The following is a 5,309-nucleotide window of genomic DNA, read 5'->3' as shown; positions in this document are numbered from 1 at the left end:
GCTCACGCGGCTGCTAGGGGCTGAGCTCCTGGATCCGGGCGAGCGCGTGGGCGTGCTCGCGGGTCGCCGGGTAGAGCGAGGAGTAGAGCCCGTACAGCTCGTCGTAGAGCGAGCGGACCTCCGGGTTCGGTTCGACGACCTGCGCGACGCGTGCCCAGTCCGTCTCCGGCGTCACCAGGCCGGACCCGATCGCCGCCATCAGGGCGTCACCGTAGCTGGCGCCGATGGTCTGCTCCGGGACCTCCTGTCGGCGGCCGGTGACGTCGCTGACGACCTGTGTCCAGAGACTGCCTTGGGTGCCCCCGCCGACGGCGACGAGCCGCTCCACCGGATTGGTCTCGGTGTCGAGCAGCTCCAGGATCTGCCGGATGCCGAACGCGATCCCCTCGTAGACCGCGCGGAAGACATGCCCACGGCTGTGTCGGAGAGTGAGCCCTACGATCACGCCGCGCGCGCGGTGGTCGAAGATGGGGGTGCGTTCGCCCGCGAAGTACGGCAGCACCAGCAGCCCGTCCGACCCGGCCGGGACGGCGGCGGCCTCCTTGACGAGGGTCTCGAACGGGACGTCGCCGACCAGCTCCTGCACCCAGCCGGTGAGGCTCCCCGAGGTCGACATGCCCGCCGCCAGGCACTTGCTGCCAGGGTCGATGCCCATGGTGTTCCACAGCTGCGGGTGCCGGGCCAGGTCGGTGAGCTCCTGGACGAAGAACATCGTCGAGCCGTACATCAGCATCAGGTCGCCCGGTGTGCGCACGCCGCCGCTGAACGCCTCCGCCCACGCGTCCACCGTGCCCGCACAGACCGGGGTGCCCTGCGGCAGGCCGGTCTCCTCGGCGGCACGGGCGGTGACCGAGCCGACGACCTCGGCCGGCCAGACCAGACGAGGAGGGGCCAGCGACCCCATCACCTCGTCGTACCAGGGGTCGAACCAGACGTTGGCCTCGATGTCGTAGAGCGGCACGCACTGGCTGGCCGTGTGGTGATCGAGGACGTACTCACCGGTGAGGTGGAACACGACGAACGAGCTGGAGTTGAACCAGCGGGTGGCGCGCTGCCACACCTCGGGCTCGTTGCGTGCGACCCATCGGGCCTTGGGCCCGACCGCCTGGGTGGTCAGGGGAGTGCCGCAGCGCTGCAGCACCTCCGCGGTACCCAGCTGCTCGTCGAGCTGGGCGATCTCCTCGGTGGCGCGCATGTCGATGCCGTAGAGGATCGCGGGGCGAACGGGTCGGGCATCGTCGTCGGTGAGGAGGAGGCAAGGGCCCACGCCGCTGACGCACATCGCGGAGATGGTGCTGCCCGCTGCCTGCGGCACGAGCTCGGCAGCCAGCGACACGACGTCGTCCCACCACACCCTCTCGGCGTCCACCTCGGCCCAGCCGGGGACCGGCATGGACATGCTGTGGGGGCGCGGTCGCACCGCCGTGGCGACGATCTCACCGTCGGGAGTGGTCAGCACGCCCTTGCTGCTGGCGGTGCCGAGGTCGATACCCAGCAGGAGCTTGTTCATCGGGGCTTCCTCCTCGAAGGCTTCGACGGCCGGCTGGTCGAGTCGCGCACCACCAGCTCCGGCTCGAAGACGACATGGCGTGGTTGGGGCGGCTTGCCGGACAAGGTCGTGGCCAGCATCTCTGCAGCCGTGGTGCCCATGTCGTAGTGCGGCCGCCGGATGGTGGTGAGCGGGACGGACAGCTGACGGGTGAACGGGATGTCGTCGTACCCGACGAGGGACATGTGCTCCGGCACCCGGAGCCCGTGCTGCAGCAGGGCCTGGAGCACCCCGAAGGCGAGCAGGTCGATCGCCGCCGTCACCGCGGTGGGGCGCTCCCCGGGAGGCATGGCCGCGAGCTGTTCCCCGACCGTGCGTCCCGCATCTGCGGTGAGGTCGGCGGGCAGTACGTCGAGGCGGATCTCGACGTTCGCCTCGGTTCGCGTCTCGGCCACCGCCTTGCGTACTCCGGTCAGCCGATCGTGGACGGGCTTGGCAGCGCCCTCGTCACCCACGAAGGCCAGGTGGCGGTGCCCCAGCCCGATCAGGTGTCGCGCGGCGAGCTCGCCACCGGCGACGTCGTTCACCGCCACCGACATGCGGTGCTCGCCGGTCTCCGCCCGGTCCACCACCACGACGGGTACGCCGCCAGCGCGGATTCGGTGCAGCCCGTCAGCGAACTCGTCGTGCGGGACGACGATCAGGCCGGCTACGCGACCTTCCGAGAACAGGCGGAGGTAGGTCTTCTCGCGCTCGATGTCGCGGCCGCTGTTGGAGATCATCACGGCCAGGCCGCGTGCGGAGGTCATGTCCTCGACGCCGCGGGCCACGTCGATGAAGCCGGGGTTCCAGGCGTCGAGCAGGAGGAGCCCCACCGTGCTCGAGTGCCCGGCCCGCAGGTGCCGCGCGGCCTCGTGCCTGACGAAGCCGAGGGTCTCGATGGCCTGTTCGACGGCCTCGCGACGGGCCTGGCTCACCCGGTCGGGGTGATTCAAGACGTTGGAGACCGTGCCCTGGGACACGTGGGCAAGCCGAGCGACATCCTTGATGCCGACGCGACCTGGCGACCCCATCTGCTCTCCTCGTTGCGGTTGGCTATCAACTCTCTTGACACGTTTCAAGAGTGTGCCTAGCATCACACGACGAGCAAGATTGACACGATTTAATCGCTGAATCCAGTCGAAGGGTCCAGCTCCGGGCCTCACCCCCACCGAGACAGACAGACACAGGGAGTTCCATATGAACAGGGTTTTCGCGCGAAGGGTCCTCGCTGCGGCGGGCGCCGCGCTGCTGATGGCGACGGCAGCAGCCTGCGGTAGCAGCGACGGCGGCAGTGGCGGCTCCGGCTCCACCAAGGTCGCCTTCCTGATGCCCGACACGGGCTCCACCCGCTACGAGCTTCACGACCGCCCCGGCTTCGAGAAGAAGCTCAAGGAGCTGTGCGACACGTGCTCGCCGCTCTACAACAACGCCGACGGCGACGCGAACAAGCAGCAGCAGCAGTTCAACTCCGCGCTCGCCCAGGGCGCGAAGGTGCTCGTCCTCGACCCGGTCGACTCCGCCGCCGCGGTCACCCTGGTCAACGCCGCCCACGCCAAGGGCGCCAAGGTGATCGCCTACGACCGGCCGATCCCGAAGGCCAAGGTCGACTTCTACGTCTCCTTCGACAACGAGGCGATCGGCAAGCAGATCGCCACCTCCTTGGTCGAGAAGGTCAAGGCCAAGCCGGTCCCCTCCGGGTCCGGAATCCTGATCGTCAACGGCTCACCGACCGATGCCGCCGCGGGTCTGATCAAGAAGGGCATCCATGCGGGCGTCGACAACAGCGGCGTGACCGTGCTCGGTGAGTACGACACCATCGAGTGGAAGCCGGAGAACGCCCAGAAGTGGGTGGCCGGCCAGATCTCGCGCTACGGCAAGAAGATCGTCGGCGTGGTCGCGGCCAACGACGGAACCGCGGGCGGCGCCATCGCAGCCTTCAAGGCCGCCGGGATGAACCCCAACCCCCCGGTCAGCGGAAACGACGCCACCTTGGCCGGTCTCCAGCTGATCATCGCCGGCGACCAGTTCAACACCATCAACAAGCCGAGCGAGATCGTCGGCGGCGCAGCCGCCGAGGTCGCGGCGAAGCTCATCAAGGGCGACAAGCCCGACGCGAGCGACGAGCTGTTCGGGTCCCCGACCAAGCTCTACGACCCGACGCTGGTCACCTCGGAGAACCTCAAGGCCGAGATCATCGACAAGAAGATCAACACCCCTGCCGAGCTGTGCACCAAGGAGTACGCCGCAGCCTGCACGAAGCTCGGCATCTCCTGATCCGGACGGGGTCCGCCAGCACCCTGGCGGACCCCGCACCGGAACAACCTGACATGGAGGGGAACAGATGAACGCTGCGCCCGTAGCGACGCGGAGCCCGCTGCTCAGTCTTCGTGGAGTCAGCAAGACCTTCGGTGCGGTCAACGCGTTGACCGACATCGATCTGGACGTGGCCGCTGGTGAAGTGGTCGCGATCGTCGGCGACAACGGTGCCGGCAAGTCGACGCTGGTCAAGGTCCTGGCGGGCGTGCACCAGGCTGACTCCGGGGAGATCTCGTTCGACGGCTCGGCGGTCCAGATCGCCGACCCCAGTGCTGCGATCAGCCTCGGCATCGCCACGGTCTTCCAGGACCTTGCGCTGTGCGAGAACCTCAACGTCGTCGAGAACCTCTTCCTCGGCCAGGAGCTCTCACCGCTGCGCCTCGACGAGGTTGCGATGGAGGTGAAGTCCTGGGAGCTGCTCCGCCAGCTCTCCGCCCGGATCCCGACGGTGCGCGTCCCGATCGCGTCGCTCTCAGGAGGGCAGCGGCAGACGGTGGCGATTGCCCGTTCGCTCCTCGGCGATCCGCGCATCATCATCCTCGACGAGCCGACGGCCGCTCTCGGCGTGGCCCAGACGGCCGAGGTGCTCGACCTGATCGAGCGACTTCGCGAGCGTGGGCTCGGCGTCATCATGATCAGCCACAACATGGAGGACGTGCGAGCGGTCGCCGACCGGGTCGTCGTACTCCGCCTCGGCCGCAACAACGGCGAGTTCGACGCGCACACCGTGTCGTCGGAAGAAGTGGTGGCTGCCATCACCGGGGCCACGGACAACGTGGTGACCCGCCGCCGGGACCGCCTGCACGACGCCGCGGATGCCGCGTCGACCTCCGCCCAACCCGACCTGACGGACGAGGAGACGAGATGAGCATCATTCCTCCCGTGACCGCTCTCGACCAGAGCGACGAGCGGCTCAGCCACAGTGAAGGGCTCGGCGGCGCGCTGAGCTCCTTCTGGCGCAGCGTCCGCGCCGGCGACGTGGGAGCGCTGCCGGTCGTCGTGGGCCTGCTGCTCATCGGGACGATCTTCCAGATCCTCAACCCGGTCTTCCTCTCCAGCGGCAACCTGGTGAACCTGATCCTGGACTCGTGCGCCGTCGGGGTGATGGCGCTCGGGATCGTGTGCGTGCTGCTCGTCGGGGAGATCGACCTCTCGGTCGGTTCAGTGAGCGGCTTCTCCGGCGCCATCGTGGCGGTGCTGTTCATCCGACACGAGTGGAACTGGGTCCTCGCCGTGGCGGTCGCCTGCCTCGTGGCGTGTGCCATCGGGCTTCTCTACGGCATCCTGCTCACCCAGTTCGGGATGCCCAGCTTCGTCTCGTCGCTGTCCGGCCTGCTGGCGTTCCTGGGCCTCCAGCTCGCCATCCTCGGCGACCAGGGCTCGGTCAACCTGCCCTTCGACTCCGCGATCGTCGACTTCGCGCAGCTCCAGTTCGTGCCGGCCTGGCTCTCCTACGTGCAGG

The 5,309-nt window shown here is 68.5% G+C and carries 4 protein-coding genes and 1 pseudogene; 3 read left to right on the top strand and 2 right to left on the bottom strand.

What is annotated here, in order from left to right; translation table 11 throughout:
* Positions 1-13 precede the first annotated feature (13 nt).
* Together JWN68_RS17540 and JWN68_RS17535 are read right to left on the bottom strand one after the other, a co-directional pair.
* On the bottom strand, positions 14-1,510 hold the full coding sequence (locus JWN68_RS17540) for an FGGY-family carbohydrate kinase (RefSeq protein WP_297741334.1): 1,497 nt from the start codon (positions 1,508-1,510) through the stop codon (positions 14-16).
* Positions 1,507-2,562: a LacI family DNA-binding transcriptional regulator gene (locus JWN68_RS17535; RefSeq protein WP_297741332.1), complete on the bottom strand. Its 1,056-nt coding sequence runs from the start codon at positions 2,560-2,562 to the stop codon at positions 1,507-1,509. The genes JWN68_RS17540 and JWN68_RS17535 overlap by 4 nt, the downstream gene beginning before the upstream one ends.
* Positions 2,563-2,728: 166 nt before the next feature.
* Between JWN68_RS17535 and JWN68_RS17530 the strand changes: the two genes are divergently transcribed.
* The 3 genes and pseudogenes from JWN68_RS17530 to JWN68_RS17520 form a co-directional block, all read left to right on the top strand.
* Positions 2,729-3,805 (top strand): sugar ABC transporter substrate-binding protein, encoded by a 1,077-nt coding sequence (locus tag JWN68_RS17530; protein WP_297741330.1) that lies wholly within the window; start codon positions 2,729-2,731, stop codon positions 3,803-3,805.
* Positions 3,806-3,872: 67 nt separating this feature from the next.
* Positions 3,873-4,715 carry an ATP-binding cassette domain-containing protein gene (locus JWN68_RS17525; protein WP_297741328.1) on the top strand — a complete coding sequence of 281 codons (843 nt, stop codon included), beginning with the start codon at positions 3,873-3,875 and terminating at the stop codon, positions 4,713-4,715.
* Positions 4,712-5,309 (top strand): annotated as a pseudogene (locus JWN68_RS17520) (sugar ABC transporter permease); the annotation flags it as partial. The gene JWN68_RS17525 and the pseudogene JWN68_RS17520, both read left to right, overlap by 4 nt.

Origin of the sequence: Nocardioides sp., assembly GCF_025964975.1 — a bacterium.
Lineage (GTDB): Bacteria > Actinomycetota > Actinomycetes > Propionibacteriales > Nocardioidaceae > Nocardioides.
Note: the sequence above shows the minus strand (reverse complement) of the source record. Positions and strands in the feature narration are given on the sequence as shown.

Excerpts from the sequence above, each read along its gene's own strand:
- JWN68_RS17525 (WP_297741328.1), top strand. The coding sequence starts at position 3,873 with ATGAACGCTGCGCCCGTAGCGACGCGGAGCCCGCTGCTCAGTCTTCGT.
- JWN68_RS17530 (WP_297741330.1), top strand. The coding sequence starts at position 2,729 with ATGAACAGGGTTTTCGCGCGAAGGGTCCTCGCTGCGGCGGGCGCCGCG.
- JWN68_RS17535 (WP_297741332.1), bottom strand. The coding sequence starts at position 2,562 with ATGGGGTCGCCAGGTCGCGTCGGCATCAAGGATGTCGCTCGGCTTGCC.
- JWN68_RS17540 (WP_297741334.1), bottom strand. The coding sequence starts at position 1,510 with ATGAACAAGCTCCTGCTGGGTATCGACCTCGGCACCGCCAGCAGCAAG.